This window comes from Pseudomonas sp. CLCA07 (assembly GCF_053615335.1).
This window is the reverse complement of record NZ_CM132131.1, coordinates 2,696,469-2,712,412: the sequence shown is the minus strand read 5'-3', so window position 1 is coordinate 2,712,412 and position 15,944 is coordinate 2,696,469. Positions and strand designations below refer to the sequence as shown.

20 protein-coding genes are annotated in these 15,944 nt (G+C 60.1%); 9 read left to right on the top strand and 11 right to left on the bottom strand.

What is annotated here, in order from left to right; translation table 11 throughout:
* The first annotated feature begins 123 nt into the window (after positions 1-123).
* The 4 genes from ftsY (at position 124) to rpoH (ending at position 4,493) form a co-directional block, all read left to right on the top strand.
* Positions 124-1,839: a signal recognition particle-docking protein FtsY gene (gene ftsY / locus ACWGZX_RS12555; protein WP_452628516.1), complete on the top strand. Its 1,716-nt coding sequence runs from the start codon at positions 124-126 to the stop codon at positions 1,837-1,839.
* Positions 1,836-2,507 carry a cell division ATP-binding protein FtsE gene (gene ftsE, locus ACWGZX_RS12550; RefSeq protein ID WP_007945516.1) on the top strand — a complete coding sequence of 224 codons (672 nt, stop codon included), beginning with the start codon at positions 1,836-1,838 and terminating at the stop codon, positions 2,505-2,507. The genes ftsY and ftsE overlap by 4 nt, the downstream gene beginning before the upstream one ends.
* Positions 2,504-3,526, top strand: coding sequence for a permease-like cell division protein FtsX (gene ftsX / locus ACWGZX_RS12545; RefSeq protein WP_452628515.1), 1,023 nt, complete (start codon positions 2,504-2,506; stop codon positions 3,524-3,526). Before ftsE ends, ftsX begins: the two co-directional genes overlap by 4 nt.
* Positions 3,527-3,638: 112 nt before the next feature.
* Positions 3,639-4,493: an RNA polymerase sigma factor RpoH gene (gene rpoH, locus ACWGZX_RS12540; RefSeq protein WP_007897890.1), complete on the top strand. Its 855-nt coding sequence runs from the start codon at positions 3,639-3,641 to the stop codon at positions 4,491-4,493.
* Between the two features lie 102 nt (positions 4,494-4,595).
* Here the strand turns inward: rpoH and mtgA are convergent, their stop codons facing one another.
* Complete coding sequence (gene mtgA, locus ACWGZX_RS12535) at positions 4,596-5,318, bottom strand: monofunctional biosynthetic peptidoglycan transglycosylase (RefSeq protein ID WP_452628514.1); 723 nt, start codon at positions 5,316-5,318, stop codon at positions 4,596-4,598.
* 74 nt (positions 5,319-5,392) lie between these two features.
* Between mtgA and ACWGZX_RS12530 the strand changes: the two genes are divergently transcribed.
* The 4 genes from ACWGZX_RS12530 (at position 5,393) to trmB (ending at position 7,645) form a co-directional block, all read left to right on the top strand.
* Positions 5,393-5,764: a DUF423 domain-containing protein gene (locus ACWGZX_RS12530; RefSeq protein ID WP_452628513.1), complete on the top strand. Its 372-nt coding sequence runs from the start codon at positions 5,393-5,395 to the stop codon at positions 5,762-5,764.
* Between the two features lie 90 nt (positions 5,765-5,854).
* Positions 5,855-6,055: a sulfur carrier protein ThiS gene (gene thiS / locus ACWGZX_RS12525; protein WP_165557463.1), complete on the top strand. Its 201-nt coding sequence runs from the start codon at positions 5,855-5,857 to the stop codon at positions 6,053-6,055.
* 60 nt (positions 6,056-6,115) lie between these two features.
* Positions 6,116-6,910 carry a thiazole synthase gene (locus tag ACWGZX_RS12520; RefSeq protein WP_452628512.1) on the top strand — a complete coding sequence of 265 codons (795 nt, stop codon included), beginning with the start codon at positions 6,116-6,118 and terminating at the stop codon, positions 6,908-6,910.
* A gap of 9 nt (positions 6,911-6,919) precedes the next feature.
* A complete protein-coding gene (gene trmB, locus ACWGZX_RS12515; RefSeq protein WP_007945510.1) occupies positions 6,920-7,645 on the top strand; it encodes a tRNA (guanosine(46)-N7)-methyltransferase TrmB in 726 nt (241 codons plus the stop codon).
* A 114-nt stretch (positions 7,646-7,759) separates the two neighbouring features.
* On the opposite strand, the gene ACWGZX_RS12510 is transcribed toward trmB, so the two are convergent.
* From ACWGZX_RS12510 to ACWGZX_RS12465, 10 genes are all read right to left on the bottom strand, one after another.
* Positions 7,760-8,083, bottom strand: coding sequence for a DUF3392 domain-containing protein (locus tag ACWGZX_RS12510; RefSeq protein ID WP_007945509.1), 324 nt, complete (start codon positions 8,081-8,083; stop codon positions 7,760-7,762).
* Positions 8,084-8,105: 22 nt separating this feature from the next.
* Positions 8,106-9,311, bottom strand: coding sequence for a radical SAM family heme chaperone HemW (hemW, locus tag ACWGZX_RS12505; RefSeq protein ID WP_452628511.1), 1,206 nt, complete (start codon positions 9,309-9,311; stop codon positions 8,106-8,108).
* Positions 9,308-9,904, bottom strand: a complete 597-nt coding sequence (gene rdgB, locus ACWGZX_RS12500) for an RdgB/HAM1 family non-canonical purine NTP pyrophosphatase (protein ID WP_452628510.1) — start codon at positions 9,902-9,904, stop codon at positions 9,308-9,310. The genes hemW and rdgB overlap by 4 nt, the downstream gene beginning before the upstream one ends.
* Positions 9,901-10,335 carry a DUF4426 domain-containing protein gene (locus ACWGZX_RS12495; protein WP_223518017.1) on the bottom strand — a complete coding sequence of 145 codons (435 nt, stop codon included), beginning with the start codon at positions 10,333-10,335 and terminating at the stop codon, positions 9,901-9,903. The genes rdgB and ACWGZX_RS12495 overlap by 4 nt, the downstream gene beginning before the upstream one ends.
* A gap of 26 nt (positions 10,336-10,361) precedes the next feature.
* The gene (gene metW, locus ACWGZX_RS12490) at positions 10,362-10,982 is read right to left on the bottom strand and encodes a methionine biosynthesis protein MetW (RefSeq protein ID WP_223518019.1); all 621 of its coding nucleotides are present in this window, start codon (positions 10,980-10,982) and stop codon (positions 10,362-10,364) included.
* Positions 10,983-10,989: 7 nt separating this feature from the next.
* A complete protein-coding gene (metX, locus tag ACWGZX_RS12485) occupies positions 10,990-12,129 on the bottom strand; it encodes a homoserine O-succinyltransferase MetX (protein WP_223518021.1) in 1,140 nt (379 codons plus the stop codon).
* A gap of 183 nt (positions 12,130-12,312) precedes the next feature.
* Entirely contained in the window at positions 12,313-12,609 is a 297-nt protein-coding gene (locus tag ACWGZX_RS12480) for a DUF167 domain-containing protein (RefSeq protein ID WP_149659730.1), read from the bottom strand.
* Entirely contained in the window at positions 12,609-13,196 is a 588-nt protein-coding gene (locus tag ACWGZX_RS12475; protein WP_223518023.1) for a YggT family protein, read from the bottom strand. Before ACWGZX_RS12475 ends, ACWGZX_RS12480 begins: the two co-directional genes overlap by 1 nt.
* 24 nt (positions 13,197-13,220) lie before the next feature.
* Positions 13,221-14,039, bottom strand: a complete 819-nt coding sequence (gene proC / locus ACWGZX_RS12470; RefSeq protein WP_223518026.1) for a pyrroline-5-carboxylate reductase — start codon at positions 14,037-14,039, stop codon at positions 13,221-13,223.
* Positions 14,040-14,064: 25 nt separating this feature from the next.
* Positions 14,065-14,751 carry a YggS family pyridoxal phosphate-dependent enzyme gene (locus tag ACWGZX_RS12465; RefSeq protein WP_452628509.1) on the bottom strand — a complete coding sequence of 229 codons (687 nt, stop codon included), beginning with the start codon at positions 14,749-14,751 and terminating at the stop codon, positions 14,065-14,067.
* A 57-nt stretch (positions 14,752-14,808) separates the two neighbouring features.
* On the opposite strand from ACWGZX_RS12465, the gene ACWGZX_RS12460 reads away from it, so the two are divergent.
* The gene (locus ACWGZX_RS12460) at positions 14,809-15,843 is read left to right on the top strand and encodes a type IV pilus twitching motility protein PilT (protein ID WP_452628508.1); all 1,035 of its coding nucleotides are present in this window, start codon (positions 14,809-14,811) and stop codon (positions 15,841-15,843) included.
* Positions 15,844-15,944 lie beyond the last annotated feature (101 nt).

The following is a 15,944-nucleotide window of genomic DNA, read 5'->3' as shown; positions in this document are numbered from 1 at the left end:
GTTTTTCACCTCGACAAAATGTTGCGCGTGAACAAGCTGGATCAATCGCAGTCTGTTCTGCATCGAATATTTATTTGCCGGGGCGCCCTTGGGCGCGCCGCTACTGTGAGATAGCCGTCCTCCATGTTTGGTTCCAACGACGACAAGAAAGCCCCAGCTGCGGCTGGCGAGAAGAAAAGCCTGTTCGGATGGCTGCGCAAAAAGCCGCAGGAACCCGTCGTCGAACAGCCACAGCCACTTCCTGAGCCCACGCCGGCACCGGTCAAAGAAGTATTCGCACCGACTGTCTTGCCCATCGCCGAACCGGTGCTGCAACCGGTGGTCGAGCCTGATCTTGTTGCCGAAGTCGTTACCCAAGCCTCCCTGACACCGATTGCCGAACCCTGGCTGACGCTGCCGGTGGCCGAAGAGCCAGTGGCACTCGTTGAAGATGAATTGGCGCCACACATTACGCCGCCGATTCCTGCTCCGGCCGCGTTTGCGCCTGGGCCCGTTCAGGTTCCGGTGGTTGAACCGGTTGTAGCACCAGTCGTTGTGGTTGCGCCTGAGCCGGTTGTTGCGCCAGTCGTCGTGGCTGCGCCTGACCCGGTTGTAGCTCCAGTCGTCGTGGCTGCGCCTGAGCCGGTTGTTGCGCCAGTCGTCGTGGCTGCGCCTGAGCCGGTTGTTGCGCCAGTCGTCGTGGCTGCGCCTGAGCCGGTTGTTGCGCCAGTCGTCGTGGCTGCGCCTGAACCGGTTGTAGCTCCAGTTGTAGTGGCCAAGCCTGAGCCGGTTGTTGCAGAGCCTGTGGTTCCTGCTTTCATTGCTCCGGTTGCTCCGGTTGCTCCGGTTGCTCCGGTAGTGCAGGCACCTGCACCGGTCGTCGCTCCCGTTGAAACGCCCGTCGAGCCGCCGCGTACAGAAGAATCCAAAGCCGGTTTCTTCGCCCGCCTAAAGCAAGGCCTGTCCAAGACCAGCGCCAGCATCGGCGAAGGCATGGCCAGCTTGTTTCTGGGCAGAAAGGCCATCGATGACGAGCTGCTCGAAGACCTCGAAACCCGTCTGCTGACCGCCGACGTTGGCGTCGAAGCCACGTCGGTGATCATCCAGCGCCTGACCCAAAAGGTCGCACGCAAGGAGCTGGCCGACTCCGATGCACTGTACAAGTCCCTGCAAGCCGAGCTGGCCGCCATGCTCAAGCCAGTCGAGCAGCCGCTGAAAATCACCTCGCAGAACAAGCCGTTCGTGATTCTGGTGGTGGGCGTCAACGGCGCCGGCAAGACCACCACCATCGGTAAACTGGCGAAGAAGCTGCAGCTTGAAGGCAAGAAAGTCATGCTCGCGGCCGGTGACACCTTCCGCGCCGCAGCGGTCGAGCAATTGCAGGTCTGGGGCGAACGCAACAAGATCCCGGTCATCGCCCAGCACACCGGCGCCGACTCGGCATCGGTTATCTTTGATGCCGTTCAGGCGGCCAGGGCCCGCGGCATTGATGTACTGATCGCCGACACCGCCGGTCGTCTGCACACCAAAGACAATTTGATGGAAGAACTGAAAAAAGTTCGCCGGGTCATCGGCAAGCTTGACGCCGACGCGCCGCACGAAGTGCTGTTGGTGCTCGATGCCGGCACCGGTCAGAACGCCATCAACCAGGCCAAACAATTCAACCAGACCGTCGCACTGACTGGCCTGGCGCTGACCAAGCTCGACGGCACCGCCAAGGGTGGGGTGATTTTTGCCCTGGCCAAGCAGTTTGGCCTGCCGATCCGCTATATCGGCGTCGGTGAAGGCATCGACGATTTGCGTACCTTTGAAGCAGAACCCTTTGTCCAGGCACTGTTTGCCGAGCGGGAGCGTTCATGATTCGTTTCGAACAGGTCGGTAAACGCTACCCGAACGGTCACGTCGGCTTGCATGAGCTGAGCTTTCGAGTCCGTCGGGGCGAATTCTTGTTTGTAACCGGCCATTCCGGCGCCGGTAAAAGCACCTTGTTGCGTCTATTGCTGGCGATGGAGCGTCCGACCACTGGCAAATTGCTGTTGGCCGGCCAGGACCTCGCCACCATCAGCAGCGCGCAGATTCCTTATCTTCGCCGGCAGATCGGCGTGGTGTTCCAGAATCACCAGTTGCTGTTTGATCGCACGGTGTTCAACAACGTCGCGCTGCCCTTGCAGATCCTTGGCCTGTCGAAGGCCGAGATCGTCAAGCGCGTGGATTCGGCCCTGGAGCGCGTGGCGCTGTCGGACAAAACCGATTTGTACCCCGGCGACCTGTCCACCGGTCAGCAACAGCGCGTCGGCATTGCCCGCGCCATCGTTCATCGGCCGGCCTTGCTGCTGGCGGATGAGCCGACCGGTAACCTCGACCCGCGTCTGGCCGCCGAAATCATGGGCGTGTTCGAAGACATCAATCGCTTGGGTACCAGTGTGCTGATCGCCAGTCACGACTTGGCGCTGATCGCCCGTATGCGCCACCGCATGCTGACGCTGCAGCGTGGTCGATTGATTGGCGACGGGGAGGCTGCCGAATGAGTGCGACACGCAGCCCCAAAGTTTCCGAACGTGTAGCCCCGAAGGCTGCCGATCCGCAACCGCAAAAGAAAAAACACGACGATGACGACGGCCCGGACTTCGCCACGTTGTTCCGCGCCTGGGTCGAAAGCCATCGCGCGAGCCTGCTGGACAGCTTGCGTCGCTTGGGCAAGCAGCCCATCGGCAGCTTCTTCACCTGCATGGTGATGGCGGTGGCCTTGAGCCTGCCAATGGGCCTGTCACTTTTGCTGAGTAATGTTGAGCGGCTGGGCGGTTCCTGGCAGCGTGCGGCGCAAATTTCCCTGTACCTGCAATTGGAGGCCAGCCCTGCTGAGGGCGAGTCGTTGCGCGAGCAGATCAAAGGCATGCCGGGCGTAGCGGATGCGCAATATGTTGGTCGCGACCAGGCGCTGGAAGAGTTCCAGCAGCAGTCCGGTTTGGGCGATGCGCTTAAGGAATTGCCGGAAAACCCGTTGCCTGGCGTGGTTCTGGTGACGCCGAAGGAAGTCGACAAGCCCGCGCTTGAAGCATTAAGACAAAAACTTTCCGAGCTGCCGAAGGTACAACAGGCGCAACTTGATCTAGTCTGGGTCGAGCGTCTGGCCGCCATCCTCAAGCTGGGCGACCGTTTTGTCTTCGGTCTGACCGTGCTGCTGGTTTCTGCATTACTTTTGGTGATAGGCAATACCATTCGTCTTCATATTGAAAACCGCCGCACAGAGATAGAAGTGATTAAACTCGTCGGCGGCACTGACAGCTATGTGCGCAGACCCTTTCTGTATATGGGCGCGCTTTATGGCTTCGGTGCGGGGATGCTGTCCTGGGGTTTACTGGCGTTTGGCTTGAACTGGCTGAATGAATCGGTGGTTGGGCTGGCCGGTTTATACGGCAGTGATTTCGCGCTGGCCGGAGTGCCAGCTGCCGACGGTCTGTCTCTCTTGCTTGGCGCGGTGCTGTTGGGGTATATCGGTGCATGGATTGCAGTCGCACGCCACCTGAGGGAGCTTGCGCCTAAGTAGTATCATTTTGCTCGTATTGACCTTTCAGCGTTTATGGGAACTTGTCTTTCGGTTTCCGGTCAATTTTCGCAGTGCTGAACTGCACGAGTTTGTAAGTGGGAGGTTTTTTCGTATGACCAATTCTTTGCAACCTGCATATGCTCTGGTCCCGGGTGCGAACCTGGAGGCCTATGTGCACACCGTGAACAGCATTCCATTGCTGACGCCGGAGCAGGAGCGTGAACTGGCCGAGAGTCTCTATTATGAGCAGGATTTGGGGGCGGCTCGGCAGATGGTGCTCGCCCACCTGCGTTTTGTCGTACATATCGCCCGTAGCTATTCCGGCTACGGTCTGGCTCAGGCTGACCTGATCCAGGAAGGCAACGTCGGCCTGATGAAGGCGGTCAAGCGCTTCAACCCGGAAATGGGTGTGCGTCTGGTTTCGTTCGCGGTGCACTGGATCAAGGCGGAAATCCACGAGTTCATCCTGCGCAACTGGCGCATCGTGAAAGTCGCGACCACCAAGGCTCAGCGCAAGTTGTTCTTCAACCTGCGCAGCCAGAAGAAGCGTCTGGCCTGGTTGAACAACGAGGAAGTCCACCGTGTGGCGGAAAGCCTCGGCGTAGAGCCGCGGGAAGTCCGTGAGATGGAAAGTCGCCTGACTGGCCATGACATGGCCTTCGACCCGGCCGCGGAAGCGGACGACGACAGTGCTTTCCAGTCGCCAGCCAACTATCTGGAAGACCACCGGTACGACCCGGCCCGTCAACTGGAAGATGCTGACTGGAGCGACAACTCCAACCACAACCTGCACGAAGCACTGGAAGTGCTGGACGACCGCAGCCGTGACATCCTTTATCAGCGCTGGTTGGCTGAAGAGAAAGCCACGCTGCACGACCTGGCGCAGAAGTACAACGTGTCGGCCGAGCGTATCCGTCAGCTCGAGAAGAGCGCGATGAACAAGCTCAAGTTGTCGATTGCGGCATAACCTGCAAACCGGAAATAAAAAAACGCCCCGATCATTGATCGGGGCGTTTTTGATTGTGCCCAATATTTTTGCCACACCACAGACCCCTGCAGGAGCGTCGAGTTATTGAGACCAAGGTGCCCGGCGCGAATCATTGAGGCCAACCAGATAACTGTCACCCCCCAACTGACTCATCTGCCGCCGAATCCAGCCTGCACGTCGTGCGACGTAGTTGGTCGGATGGCTCGCGCTCCACACTCGCGGATTGGGCAATACGGCGGCCAGCAAGCTCGATTGCTGACGGCTAAGACTTTTAGCACTCACACCGAAGTGATGCTGTGCCGCAGCCTCTGCCCCAAACACGCCGTCATCCCACTCGACGCTGTTGAGGTACACCTCAAGAATCCGCTGTTTGGGCCAGAACACTTCGATCAATCCGGTAAACCAGGCTTCCAGGCCTTTGCGCAACCAACTGCGGCCAGACCACAGGAACAGATTCTTCGACACTTGCTGGCTCAGCGTACTGGCGCCGCGAATCGATCCGCCCAACTCGTTATGAGCCAGTGCCGCCTGAATCGCGCCGAAGTCAAAGCCCCAGTGTTCAGGGAATTTCTGATCCTCACCCGCAATGACCGCGACTTTCAGGTCGTCGGAGATTTCATCCCACGGCTTCCAGGTCCGTTGCAGGTCAATAGGCTCGCCGTCGAACCAGGATTCGATCTTGCGTTCGACCATCAGTGTCGTTCCCGGCGGCGGCACCACGCGAAAGATCAGCACCAGCAATACGCTGCCACCCGCGAACCAGAGTACGGCCTTTGTGAATCGTCGCAAAAATATACGCAGCATAGAGATGGCTTGGCCGAACCCGTTGAGCGGGCCATTATACAGACCCTGTTGATCGAGTCTGACTGGAGTTCTTCATGCTGCGTGGCTTTTTGATGCTGGCCGCTTTCTTCGGCTTCACCGGCGTTGCCTTGGGCGCGTTCGCCGCACATGGCCTGAAAGACCGTCTGACCCCCGAGTACCTGGCGATATTCCACACAGGTGTCACCTACCAACTGGTGCACACCCTGGCATTGCTGGGCTTAGCGTTGCTGACCACGCAGATTCCAGGGCGTTTGATCACCTGGGCCGGCGCCTCGTTTGCCATCGGCATCCTGCTGTTTTCCGGCAGTCTGTACCTGCTGACCCTGACCGGCGTCAGCAAGCTGGGGATCGTCACGCCCTTCGGCGGGCTCGCATTCCTGGTGGGCTGGGTGTGCCTGGGGCTTGCCGCCTGGCGGTTGAGCTGACCGGGTGGTCCATTTCATGACGAATGGCTTGGGTCGCCAAGACTGATCGGGCTAGAATGCCAGCCCCTAAAAATGATGGCGGCATTCGGTATGCGCATTCAGTTGAACGGCGAATCCCTTGAACTGCCCGACGGTGAAACCGTTGCGGCCCTGCTGACCCGTCTGGAACTGACCGGACGCCGGGTGGCGGTTGAACTCAATCTGGATATCGTCCCGCGCAGTCAGCATGCCGACACCACGCTGAACGACGGCGACAACGTCGAAGTCGTCCACGCCATCGGCGGCGGCTAGCCGTGCAGCCCACTAGGGCACAGAATTCTGCAAGAACCTCACCCCTACAGAGGATTTCCCATGAGCATCGTTCGTAGCGACAAGCCCTTCGTCCTGGCCGGTCGTACTTACCAGTCGCGTTTGCTGGTAGGCACCGGCAAGTACCGCGACATGGAAGAAACCCGCCTGGCCATCGAAGCCTCGGGTGCCGAGATCGTCACCTTCGCCGTGCGCCGCACCAACCTCGGCCAGAACCCGGGCGAACCGAACCTGCTCGAAGTCCTGTCGCCGGATCGCTACACCTTCCTGCCGAACACCGCTGGTTGCTTCGACGCTACCGAGGCTGTGCGCACCTGCCGCCTGGCCCGTGAGCTGCTCGGCGGCCACAACCTGGTGAAGCTGGAAGTGCTGGCCGACCAGAAAACCCTGTTCCCCAACGTGATCGAAACCCTCAAGGCCGCCGAAGTGCTGGTCAAGGAAGGTTTCGACGTGATGGTCTACACCAGTGATGACCCGATCATCGCCCGTCAACTGGCGGAAATCGGCGTTATCGCGGTGATGCCGCTGGCCGGTCTGATCGGCACGGGCCTGGGGATCTGCAACCCGTACAACCTGCAGATCATCCTCGAAGAAGCCAAGATCCCGGTGCTGGTGGATGCCGGTGTCGGTACCGCTTCCGACGCCACCATCGCCATGGAACTGGGTTGTGACGCGGTGCTGATGAACTCGGCCATCGCCCACGCCCAGCAGCCGATCATGATGGCTGAAGCCATGAAGCACGCCATTGTCGCGGGCCGCCTGGCCTACCTCGCCGGCCGCATGCCGAAAAAACTCTATGCCAGCGCCTCCTCGCCGCTGGATGGTCTGATCAAGTAAGAGCCATTGATGACTGAATCAAACGACACGCCAATCCAGACGGAAGAAGGCGAAGAGCGCCAACACCGCCGCATCAAGAGTTTTGTGATGCGCGCCGGGCGCATGACTGAAGGCCAACAAAAAGGCCTGGAGCAGGGCACGCCGCTGTTCGTGCTGCCGCTGGCCGATGCGCCGGTGGACTTCGATCAGGTATTCGGCCGTTCGGCGCCGCGCTCGCTGGAAATCGGTTTCGGCATGGGCCATTCGCTGCTGGAAATGGCCGCGGCCTCGCCGGAACAGGATTTCATTGGCGTGGAAGTTCACCGTCCAGGTGTTGGCGCGCTGCTCAATGGCGTGCTGACACAAGGCCTGACCAACCTGCGGGTTTACGATTGCGACGCGATTGAAGTGCTCAATCGCTGCATCGCCGACAACAGCCTCGATCGCCTGATGCTGTTTTTCCCGGACCCGTGGCACAAGAGCCGTCACCACAAGCGCCGTATCGTTCAGGCGTCATTCGCCGAATTGGTGCGCAGCAAGTTGAAGGTCGGCGGTGTGCTGCACATGGCCACCGACTGGGAACCGTACGCCGAGTACATGCTGGAAGTGATGAACGTCGCCCCAGGCTATCGCAACCTCGCCGAAGACGGCAAGTGCGTCCCGCGTCCGACCGAACGCCCGATCACCAAGTTTGAACGCCGCGGCGAACGTCTTGGGCATGGCGTGTGGGACCTGAAGTTCGAAAAGCAGTCCTGATCCGTACAATCTGTAGGAGCCGGCTTGCTGGCGATGGTGTGTCAGTCAACATCGATGTGACTGACACACCATCGCCAGCAAGCCGGCTCCTACAGTTTTTTGCGCAGGCCGAAATCAGCGGCGATCAGCGACGACGCCGATAAGCACCAGCACCACCAACAGCACTGGCGCCAGGCTGTAGTTGTTGAACTGACCCAGGCCTTTGACGATCCACGGCGTGGCGTAGATCAACGCGGCGCCGCTGCCGATCAAGCACAGCAGGGCCATCAGCGGGACGCGCAGGGCGCCGGCAATGCTGCCCAGGCGTTGCTCGACCCAGCCTTTGAAATCCGAACCGAACAGCACCAGCAGGCAGCCCACCAGGGCCAGGGCGATTTCCGATAAGTTGCTGCGGCTCCAGCGGGACACCGTGGCGAGCAGGTCGAGTATCAAATCCATTCGTTTTCCCTTAGGGCTGAAATCAGCTCAGAAATTTTTGCAGCAAGTCATTGAGAAACAGCTGTCCGCGCTCGGTGGCCGCCAGACGTGACGGTTCGACCTGCAACAAGCCACTTTGTTCGGCTTCGCGGCGGTGTTCTGCGAGGCTTTCCAGGCTCAGCCCGGTGCGTTCTGGATAGAGCCGCGATTCGACGCCCTCGGTCAGGCGCAGCGCGTTCATCAAGAACTCGAACGGCATCTCATCGTTGGTCAGTGCTTTCTCACCCGCCTTGAAGCTTTTGGCCGGGTTGAGGTAATCCTTCGGCAAACGCGTCTTCCAGGTACGCACGATGCGCCCGTCCGGATGGCTGAGCTTGCCGTGGGCGCCGGCGCCGATGCCGATGAAGTCGCCGAAGCTCCAGTAATTGAGGTTATGCCGCGCCGGGCGACCGGGTTGCGCGTAAGCCGAGACTTCGTACTGCGCGTAACCGTGTTCGGCGAGCAGCGCCTGACCCGCTTCCTGAATGTCCCACAACGTGTCGTCTTCCGGCAGCGTCGGCGGCTGGTTCCAGAACACCGTGTTCGGCTCCAGCGTCAGCTGGTACCAGGACAGATGGGTCGGCTTCAAGGCGATGGCCTGGCGCAGGTCGCTCAACGCATCGTCCAGCGACTGGTCGGGCAAACCGTGCATCAAGTCCAGGTTGAAGTTATCGAACCCGGCCTGACGCGCCATGCCGGCGGCACGCACTGCTTCGTCACCGTTGTGAATCCGCCCCAAGGCCTTGAGTTTTTCTTCCTGAAAGCTCTGGATGCCAATCGACAGGCGATTGATGCCCAAGGCGCGGTAGGCGACGAACTTCTCTTGCTCGAACGTCCCCGGATTGGCTTCCAGGGTGATTTCGATGTCGCTGGCAAACGGAATGCGTTGCTCCACACCTTTGAGCAAACGGCCCAATGCTTGCGCGCTGAACAGGCTCGGCGTGCCGCCACCGAAGAAGATCGAACTCAGTTCACGGCCATACACCGCGTGCAGATCCTGGTCGAGGTCAGCCAGCAGCGCGTCGACGTACTCTTCTTCCGGCAGTACCGGGCTGGCGGTATGGGAGTTGAAGTCGCAATAAGGGCATTTGCGCACACACCACGGGATGTGGATGTACAACGCCAGGGGCGGCAACACGGGCAATGCCGCTCGTGACGATTGGGCGTCGCCGCCGAAGATCAGCGGAGACGCAGATGAGTCGTGGGTCATTTCAGGCCCAGACGCTGGCGCAGCAGATCCATTGCACGGGCGCGGTGACTGATGAGGTTCTTATCGCTCGGGCTCAGCTCGGCGCTGGAGCACTCGCGCTCTGGCACCCAGAACAGCGGATCGTAACCAAACCCGTGCTCGCCACTGGCGGCCGGCAGAATACGCCCGTGCCACAGGCCTTCGCAGAGAATGGGCAATGGATCGTCGGCGTGACGCACCAGTGCCAGGACGCAGACGAACTGCGCGCTGCGCTCGGCTTCTTGCACGTCTTTCAATACGTCGAGCAGCTTGGCGTTGTTCGCCGCATCGCCCTGACCATCCGCATAACGAGCCGAATAGATGCCTGGCGCACCGCCGAGGAAATCCACCGCCAGCCCGGAATCGTCAGCCAGCGCCGGCAAGCCAGAAATGCGCGCGGCATTGCGGGCCTTGAGGATGGCGTTTTCGACGAACGACAGGCCGGTTTCTTCAGGTTCGACAGTGCTGAACTCGCCGATCGAGCGCAGTTGCACCGAGTTGCCGAGCATCGCTTGGAGCTCTTTGAGTTTGCCGGCGTTGTGGCTGGCCAGTACGAGCTGTGTAAAGTTGATCATTGGCCGGGGAAGAGCTCTTGGTTGAAATTGATGGTGTTGATTTTGTCACCGATCTGCACCTTTATGTCGAAGGTGCGGATTTCCGGCTGGTCCACCGGGTATTGGGCGATGTAGTAAATCGCGCCCTGATCGGTGATCTGTCTGAAGTTCAGCGGCACGCTTTGGCTGGTCAGGTCTTTGACCGTGCCGGTCACCGATGCCATCAGTGGTTTGCCTTCTTTGATCACAGACACATTGATTACGCCCTGATTCTTGCTGCGAATCAGCTCGTTCGTTTTGGCGATGTCCGGTGTCAGGTACGTCGAGTTGAAGGTGTTGTAGTACACCTTCACGTCACCAAATGTTTGTTCGCGCTTGGGATTGATCGCGTCAGCGGCAAAAGCGGTGACGCTCAGGCAGGCAGTGAGTAAAAACAGCGCTAGACGAACCATGATCGTTCTCCTCGAAATGTGGCGGGTCAGACCGCGACCTTGTGGTCTGCAAGTCCTGGGCTGCTGACGCGGTAAATACCGATCTCGCCTAACAGATTAGGCCATAGCTTGCTGGCCCACCCGTGCCGATGCTGTTGATCTACGGCCAGCCGATCAATGACCTTGGCTTCACGTTCGCGGCACAAGGCTTCAAAGTCTGCAAAAGTGCAGAAGTGGATGTTCGGCGTGTTGTACCAGGTGTACGGCAGGAACTCGGAAACCGGCATCCGGCCCTTGCTCGCCAGGTACCAGCGGCAGCGCCAGTGACCGAAGTTGGGGAAGGTGATGATGCACTGGCGCCCGACCCGCAGCATTTCTTCGAGGATCTTGTCCGGGTAGTGCACCGCTTGCAGCGCCTGGGTCATGACCACGACGTCGAAGCTGTTGCTGGCAAAGTTGCCCAGACCCTTGTCCAGGTCCTGCTCGATGACGTTGATGCCCTTGGCCACGCACTCGGCAATGTTGTCCGGGTCGTTTTCCAGGCCATAGCCGGTCACTTGCTTGTTGTCGCGCAGCCAGGTCAGCAGTTCGCCATCACCGCAGCCGAGGTCGAGCACGCGGCTGCCGGCGGGGATCCATTCCTGGATGATTTCCAGATCAGCTCTCATGGCTTTCTCACAACGTAATGCGGTTCATGTAATTGCTGAATGCCTGCAAGTAACGCGGGATCGGAATCAGGAAGGCGTCGTGGCCTTGCGGAGCATCGATCTCGAGGTAGCAGACGTCTTTCTTGGCGGCCATCAACGCGTCCACCAATTCGCGCGAACGGGCAGGGGAGAAGCGCCAGTCGGTGGTGAAAGACATCACGCAGAACTTGGCTTGAGCGTTGGCGAAGGTTTTCGCCAGATCATCGTCGAAGTTCGCTGCCGGGTCGAAGTAGTCCAGCGCTTTGGTCATCAGCAAATAAGTGTTGGCGTCGAACCGCCCGGAGAACTCTTCGCCCTGATAGCGCAGGTAGCTTTCGACCTGGAACTCGACGCTGTGGAAGTCGTAGTTGAGCTTTTCGCTCTTCAGGCCCCGGCCGAATTTTTCGCCCATCGAGTCATCGGACAGGTAGGTGATGTGCCCGACCATCCGCGCCAGCATCAGCCCTCGTTTTGGAATCACGCCGGCTTCCTGAAACGAGCCGCCGTGGAACTCGGGGTCGGTGAGGATGGCTTGGCGTGCCACTTCGTTGAAGGCGATGTTCTGCGCCGACAGCTTGGGGGCCGAGGCGATGGCCAGGCAATGCCGAATGCGCTCCGGGTAGGTGATGCTCCATTGCATCGCCTGCATGCCCCCGAGGCTGCCGCCAATCACCGCTGCCCATTGGCTGATGCCGATGCGGTCGGCCAGACGCGCCTGGCTGTGCACCCAGTCTTCCACGGTCAACACCGGGAAATCGGCGCCGAACGGCTTGCCGGTGTCCGGGTTGATGCTGCTTGGGCCAGTAGAGCCGTTACAACCGCCGAGATTGTTCAGGCTGACCACGAAGAATTTGTTGGTGTCGATCGGTTTGCCGGGGCCGATGCAGCTGTCCCACCAACCGGGTTTACGGTCGTCGGGGCTGTGAAAACCGGCAGCGTGATGGTGACCGGACAACGCGTGGCAAATCAGCACGGCGTTGCTCGCCGTGGCGTTCAGCGTGCCGTAGGTTTCGTAGATCAAGTCATACGCTGGAAGCGAACGCCCGCAGGCCAGGGCCAGGGCTTCGCTGAAGTGCGCCACTTGCGGCGTCACAAGACCAACAGAATCGGGGGGAAAGGCAGTTGGCATCGACCCTGCTCTCGTTGAAATGAGGCGTAAGTCTAAAGACCGGTGGGGTTAGCGGCAAGCAAAGGGCGGGCCTGATTTCATTCAGTCAGACCGAGGTGCGGCCATCGCGGGCAAGCCACGCTCCCACATTGGAATGCGTGCCCTTGTAGGAGCGTGGCTTGCCCGCGATGAACGATGACGCGGTTAGCCTGCGGGACGCACCAGATCAGGCAACTCCGGCAGCTTCTTCGGCGAACAAATCCGCACTCGTTTCTGCCGGTTCAACTCACCGCTGATCAAACTGACCTGGCTCTTGGACACCCCAAAGGCCTTGGCCAGAAACGCCATCAGATACGCATTGGCCTTGCCTTCAACCGGCGGCGCGGTCAGGCGGATCTTCAGCCTATCCCCGTGCAGCCCGCAGAAATCATCACTGCGGGCCGCCGGTTGCAGGTGACACTCCAGAATCAGGTCGTCACCGTCCCAGCGAAAGTAGCTCATCAGATCAAGCCGAGCAGCCCTGGCTGCATGCCGGCGAAGTACGCAAGGCGCGGGATCAGCCAGCTTTGCAGCAGCTGGATCACGATGAACGCAAAGATCGGCGAAATGTCGAGGCCACCCAGGTTCGGGATAATCCGGCGGAACGGCGCGAGTACCGGTTCAGTGATCTGCGCGACCAGCTCGGCGCCCGGATTGTGGCTGCCCGGGGCGACCCAGGACAGAATCACGCTGATGATCATCGCGTAGAACAGAATGTTCAAAAACAGCGAGAACAGCGCGATCAGTGCCCAAGGCACCAGTAGCACGAAGTCGACCATGAAGCCTTTGAGCGCCAGGATGACCACGATCAGCACCATCTGCAGGATCAGCGCCAGCACCAGCGACGACATGTCCAGCCCGAACATGCTCGGGATGACCCGGCGCAGTGGCTTGAGCAGCGGTTGCGTGGCTTTGACGATGAACTGGCAGAGCGGGTTGTAAAAATTCGCCCGAACCAGTTGCAGGATGAAGCGCATCAGTACGATCAGCAGGTACAGGCTGCCAAGGGTTTTAATGATGAAAATGGCAGCGTCATTGAGTCCGAGCATCTTTGATTCCTTTGTAAGAGCTGATTAGCGACCGAGTTGCTCAGCCATCTCGGCCGAGCGATGCGCGGCGGCGCCGAGTGCTGTTTCGACCAGGGCTTCGAAGCCACCGGCCTGGAACGACTTGATCGCGGCTTCCGTGGTGCCCGCAGGCGACGTTACACGACGACGCAGTTCGGCGGCATCAACATCGCTGGCGACCGCCATGTGCGCGGCGCCTAGCGCGGTTTGCAGGGTCAGTTGTGCGGCGATGTCCGCCGGCAGGCCGAGTTTCACGCCGGCGGCGGTCATGGCTTCGATCAGCAGGAAGAAGTACGCCGGCCCCGAGCCGGACACTGCGGTGACCGCGTCCAATTGCTGCTCTTCGTTCAGCCACAGCGCAATGCCGACGGCGGACAGCAGCTCTTGCGCCTGTTGGCGCTGCTCGGCGTTCACTTCGGCGGTGGCATACAAACCGCTCACGCCCTGACGCAGCAACGCCGGGGTGTTGGGCATGCAGCGCACGATCGGCTGGGCGCCGAGCCAGTTGTTCATGCTGGCGCAGGTGATGCCTGCGGCAATCGACACCACCAGTTGATTCGGCTTCAGGCTCGGGCGAATCGCTTCGCACACAGCTTTCATCGCCTGGGGTTTGACCGCCAAAACGACGACGTTGGCATCCTGGATGGCGTCGGCGTTGTCGGCGAAGACTTCGATGCCATGTTCGGCTGCCACTTTGGTGCGGGTTTCAACGCCCGGATCGCTGGCGCGGATTTGCGAGGCGTCCAGACCTTTGGCGCGCAGGCCGCCGATCAGGCTGGCGGCCATGTTGCCGGCACCGATAAAGGCAATACGAGTTTTGCTCATGTCAGGTCCTTAGAAAAGAAAGTGGTCAAGGCTGGCTGTAGTCGCGGGCACCAAACAGGGCCGTACCGATACGGACCCAGGTGGCGCCTTGGGCGATGGCCGACTCAAGGTCGTGGCTCATGCCCATGGAAAGTGTGTCGAGCGGCAGGTTCAGGCTGGCTTGCAGATTTTGCACAGCAGCAAAAGCGGCATCCTGTTCGGCGCGATCATCCGTCGGCTCGGGAATCGCCATCAATCCGCGCAACGTGAGGCGTGGCAATTCGCTGATGGCATTGGCCAGAGCCGGCAGGTCGGCCGGGGTGCAGCCGGATTTGCTGGCTTCACCGCTGACGTTGACCTGGATGCAGATGTTGAGGGGCGGCAAATCGGCTGGTCGTTGTTCGGACAGGCGTTGTGCGATTTTCAACCGATCCACGGAGTGCACCCAGGCGAAGTGCTCGGCGATAGCGCGAGTCTTGTTCGATTGAATGGGGCCGATGAAGTGCCAGATCAAGGGCAGGTCGGCCAATTCGAGCTGTTTGCCCAAGGCCTCCTGCAGGTAGTTCTCGCCAAAGTCACGCAAGCCGGCGGCGTACGCTTCACGCAGGGCCTCGGCGGGTTTGGTCTTGCTCACGGCCAGCAACTGAACGCTGTGCTCATCGCGCTGGGCGGCCAGGGCGGCGGCACGGATGCGTGAACTTACCTGAGCAATGTTGTCTGCTATCGTGGACATTCAATGTGCGCCAGCGGTCTGAAGGTTCGCGGCATTCTACTGGAATTGAGGGGCGCTATGGATATCACTGAGCTGCTGGCTTTCAGCGCTAAACAGGGCGCGTCCGACCTGCACTTGTCCGCCGGCCTGCCCCCGATGATCCGCGTCGACGGCGATGTGCGACGCATCAACGTGCCGGCCCTGGACCACAAACAGGTACAAGCGCTGATCTACGACATCATGAACGACACCCAGCGGGTGGACTTCGAGAAACACCTGGAAACCGATTTCTCCTTTGAAGTGCCCGGTGTGGCGCGTTTCCGGGTCAACGCCTTTAACCAGAATCGTGGCGCAGGCGCCGTGTTCCGAACTATTCCATCGAAGGTCCTGAGCATGGACGACCTTGGCATGGGCGAGGTGTTTCGCAAGATTACCGAGGCGCCGCGCGGGCTGGTGCTGGTGACCGGCCCGACCGGCTCCGGCAAGTCCACCACCCTGGCAGCGATGATCGATTACCTGAACAACCATCGCCATCACCATATCCTCACCATCGAAGACCCAATCGAGTTCGTCCACGAATCGCGCAAATGCCTGATCAACCAGCGCGAAGTCCATCGCGATACGCGCAGCTTTGCGACCGCCTTGCGCTCGGCGCTGCGTGAAGACCCGGACGTGATTCTGGTGGGGGAGATGCGTGACCTGGAGACCATTCGCCTGGCGCTGACCGCCGCCGAGACCGGGCATCTGGTGTTCGGCACGCTGCACACCACGTCAGCGGCGAAAACCATCGACCGGGTGGTGGATGTGTTTCCGGGGGATGAAAAGACGATGGTACGTTCGATGCTGTCCGAGTCGTTACTGGCGGTGGTGTCACAGACTTTGGTGAAGAAGGTTGGAGGCGGGCGGATTGCGGCGCACGAAATCATGCTCGGGACATCGGCGATTCGTAACCTGATCCGTGAAGACAAGGTCGCGCAGATGTACTCGTCGATTCAGACCGGCGGGAACCTGGGGATGCAGACGCTGGATATGTGCTTGAAGGAGTTGGTGACCAAGGGCTTGATCAGTCGCGAGCATGCGCGGGAGAAAGCGCGGTCGCCGGACAATTTTTGAGGATGCAGACCTGTGGCGAGGGGCTTGTCGGAACGCCGCATCGCCCCGTTGGGTTGCGAAGCATCCCCAAAAACCGGGAGCGCTTCGCACTCCAACGGGGC

Bases quoted from the DNA above. Each gene is read 5' to 3' on its own strand.
- ftsY (WP_452628516.1), top strand. From the start codon at position 124: ATGTTTGGTTCCAACGACGACAAGAAAGCCCCAGCTGCGGCTGGCGAG.
- ftsE (WP_007945516.1), top strand. From the start codon at position 1,836: ATGATTCGTTTCGAACAGGTCGGTAAACGCTACCCGAACGGTCACGTC.
- ftsX (WP_452628515.1), top strand. From the start codon at position 2,504: ATGAGTGCGACACGCAGCCCCAAAGTTTCCGAACGTGTAGCCCCGAAG.
- rpoH (WP_007897890.1), top strand. From the start codon at position 3,639: ATGACCAATTCTTTGCAACCTGCATATGCTCTGGTCCCGGGTGCGAAC.
- mtgA (WP_452628514.1), bottom strand. From the start codon at position 5,318: ATGCTGCGTATATTTTTGCGACGATTCACAAAGGCCGTACTCTGGTTC.
- ACWGZX_RS12530 (WP_452628513.1), top strand. From the start codon at position 5,393: ATGCTGCGTGGCTTTTTGATGCTGGCCGCTTTCTTCGGCTTCACCGGC.
- thiS (WP_165557463.1), top strand. From the start codon at position 5,855: ATGCGCATTCAGTTGAACGGCGAATCCCTTGAACTGCCCGACGGTGAA.
- ACWGZX_RS12520 (WP_452628512.1), top strand. From the start codon at position 6,116: ATGAGCATCGTTCGTAGCGACAAGCCCTTCGTCCTGGCCGGTCGTACT.
- trmB (WP_007945510.1), top strand. From the start codon at position 6,920: ATGACTGAATCAAACGACACGCCAATCCAGACGGAAGAAGGCGAAGAG.
- ACWGZX_RS12510 (WP_007945509.1), bottom strand. From the start codon at position 8,083: ATGGATTTGATACTCGACCTGCTCGCCACGGTGTCCCGCTGGAGCCGC.
- hemW (WP_452628511.1), bottom strand. From the start codon at position 9,311: ATGACCCACGACTCATCTGCGTCTCCGCTGATCTTCGGCGGCGACGCC.
- rdgB (WP_452628510.1), bottom strand. From the start codon at position 9,904: ATGATCAACTTTACACAGCTCGTACTGGCCAGCCACAACGCCGGCAAA.
- ACWGZX_RS12495 (WP_223518017.1), bottom strand. From the start codon at position 10,335: ATGGTTCGTCTAGCGCTGTTTTTACTCACTGCCTGCCTGAGCGTCACC.
- metW (WP_223518019.1), bottom strand. From the start codon at position 10,982: ATGAGAGCTGATCTGGAAATCATCCAGGAATGGATCCCCGCCGGCAGC.
- metX (WP_223518021.1), bottom strand. From the start codon at position 12,129: ATGCCAACTGCCTTTCCCCCCGATTCTGTTGGTCTTGTGACGCCGCAA.
- ACWGZX_RS12480 (WP_149659730.1), bottom strand. From the start codon at position 12,609: ATGAGCTACTTTCGCTGGGACGGTGACGACCTGATTCTGGAGTGTCAC.
- ACWGZX_RS12475 (WP_223518023.1), bottom strand. From the start codon at position 13,196: ATGCTCGGACTCAATGACGCTGCCATTTTCATCATTAAAACCCTTGGC.
- proC (WP_223518026.1), bottom strand. From the start codon at position 14,039: ATGAGCAAAACTCGTATTGCCTTTATCGGTGCCGGCAACATGGCCGCC.
- ACWGZX_RS12465 (WP_452628509.1), bottom strand. From the start codon at position 14,751: ATGTCCACGATAGCAGACAACATTGCTCAGGTAAGTTCACGCATCCGT.
- ACWGZX_RS12460 (WP_452628508.1), top strand. From the start codon at position 14,809: ATGGATATCACTGAGCTGCTGGCTTTCAGCGCTAAACAGGGCGCGTCC.